Here is a 2,601-nt window from a genome sequence, read left to right on the forward strand (position 1 = left end):
AAGGGGCAGATATAATGACTGGCAGCACACACAAGACGTTCCCTGGCCCACAGCACGGCGTTGTACTGGGCAACACGGACGAAGAGACATGGAAGGCTGTCAGGCGGGCAGTATTCCCTGGAGTACTGAGCAACCACCACCTCAACGCTATGGCAGCTCTTGGCATAACAGCAGCTGAGGAGCTGGAATTTGGAAGGAAATACGCAGAAGATATAATAGCTAATGCCAAGACGCTTGCAGAGGAGCTCTATGCAAACGGATTCAAGGTCCTTGCTGAGAAAAGGGGCTTCACCGAATCGCACACAATGGCGGTGGACGTCAGCGGCAACGGCGGAGGAAAATATGTGGCAGAAACCCTTGAAAAATGCGGTATAATACTCAATAAGAACCTGCTTCCATGGGATGACAACAAGAAATCACAGAACCCAAGTGGCATCAGGATTGGAGTACAGGAGGCAACGCGCGTCGGTATGGGAAAATCAGAAATGAAGGAGATAGCGTCGTTCATAACCAGAGCCATAATAAAGCATGAGGATCCGGACAGAATCAGGCAGGACGTGAAACAGCTAAAATCTGGATTCAGAGAGGTCAAATACTGCTATGGAAAGATGGATGGATATTCATACATAAAACTGATCTGAAAGGCGCTTGATCGAAGAAAATCCGGATCGATTCGGATGAGATCCGGATCCATGATCATTTTCCCATAGTTTGATCATTCTTATGAAACGATGTTTCTGAATTAATCCAGATATATCTTGATATATCTAACGGAAACATCAGCTTCAATTTTCCTGATGTGCGATGGTATTCGCGTTGAAGGCATCGTACGTCGAAGCATACATCTGTGAAATATTCGATGGCATATTCTGATAAAGATGTATATAAATTTAAAGTAATACAAATCAATAATAGAAAAATGTTATATATAAACTATGATTTTTCATGTCATGGGCTTCAACTTTGTTAGAGACGTGATAGAAAAGAATGATAAGAGAAAAACTGCCCTGATAGTATCTGATAGCGATCTAAACTCCAAGAGCGAAACATATGGAATGTTCCTCAAGAAATCCTATAGGCTTGCAAATTATCTCTATGATCTGAAGGTCAGGCCAGGGAACAGGATAATGATTATGATGGAGAACTCGCTCGAAATATACCATGGGGTGACGGCTTCAATAGCCTTGGGAGCCGTATATGCGCCTACAGCATCGATACTGCCTGACGCACAGATACAGTACAGGGTCGATCATTTACATCCGAAGGTCATACTAGCCGACAACGGATCCTGTGAGCGGCTAAAACAGTACAGCGATAGAGTGATAAATCTGGAAGATGGAAGCTTATCAAGCAAACTGGAGGAATATCCGGAAACCTTCAGCAGATTCTTCGATGATCCATCGGCGGATCATGTCATATTCTTCACATCAGGGACAGAGGGAAATCCAAAGATGGTGCTGCACAACAACACCTATCCAATGGGTCACAAAACAACCGCTAAGTGGCTGGATCTCAAGGCGCACGATACCCACTGGAACATAAGCAGCCCAGGGTGGGCAAAATGGGGATGGTCATCGTACTATTCGCCCATGATAGCAGGGTCGACCGTATTCAACATGAAATACAGGAAGTTCGATCCAGAGAATGCTCTAAACGCAATGGAAAAATTCTCCATAACAAGCATATGCGCTCCACCCACCGTGTGGCGCATGTTTCTGCTTCAGGATCTGACGTCTAGAAGGCTCAAGCTGAGAAAAGCGGCTTCAGCTGGAGAACCGCTGAATCCAGAGATAATCGATCGTATAAGGAACACCCTCGGCGTGACGGTAAAGGATGGCTACGGTCAATCAGAATCCACCCTCATGGTTGGCAATCTTGAGAACCAGAGAATAAAGCCCGGATCCATGGGCAAGCCGCTCGATCCATACAGGATACTGATAGTGGATGATTCCGGGAATCGCCTGCCCCCAAATACCCCGGGATACATTGCAGTCGATGTTAGCAGAAGGCCTGAGGGCCTTTTCGTATCATACATGAACGATCCATCGCTGACCGCAGAACGCTTCAGAAACGGCCTGTACTATACAGGCGATATGGGTTATATGGACGATGACGGATATGTGTGGTTCGTATCCAGATCCGATGACGTGATAAAGTCATCTGACTACAGAATAGGGCCATTTGAGGTTGAATCAGCACTTCTGAGGCATCCGGCGGTGGCTGAATCTGCAGTGGTTGGAACACCTGACGAGATACGTGGAGATCTGGTGAAGGCCTTCGTTGTTCTGAAATCAGGTTACAGCCCGTCCGAGGATCTTGCCAGAGAGCTCAGCATGCATGTTAGGAACCTGGTCGGCCCTCATGCAAGGCCAAAGAAGATAGAGTTTGTCAGTGATCTGCCGAAGACGATAAGCGGAAAGATAATAAGAAAGGAGCTTAGGAAGATCGAGCTGGAGAAATATAGGGGATCCAGATCCGGTTCCGGGGAAAAATCTATGGGATTCGAATTCTATGTGGACTGAAAACCGAAAATAATTTTATCTTACAGATAAATGTTTAAGGCTCCGCCTTTGAGACGGATTATGTCCATTTGAATTACTC

At 46.0% G+C, this 2,601-nt stretch carries 1 protein-coding gene and 1 pseudogene; both read left to right on the top strand.

Features of this window, described 5'->3' with window-relative positions; genetic code table 11:
• A pseudogene (locus Q0C15_RS03680) lies at positions 1–641 on the top strand (serine hydroxymethyltransferase); the annotation flags it as partial.
• 309 nt (positions 642–950) lie between these two features.
• Positions 951–2,522, top strand: coding sequence for an AMP-binding protein (locus Q0C15_RS03685; protein ID WP_297216301.1), 1,572 nt, complete (start codon positions 951–953; stop codon positions 2,520–2,522).
• Positions 2,523–2,601 lie beyond the last annotated feature (79 nt).

The sequence above is a fragment of the Thermoplasma sp. genome (assembly GCF_023256435.1).
GTDB lineage: Archaea > Thermoplasmatota > Thermoplasmata > Thermoplasmatales > Thermoplasmataceae > Thermoplasma.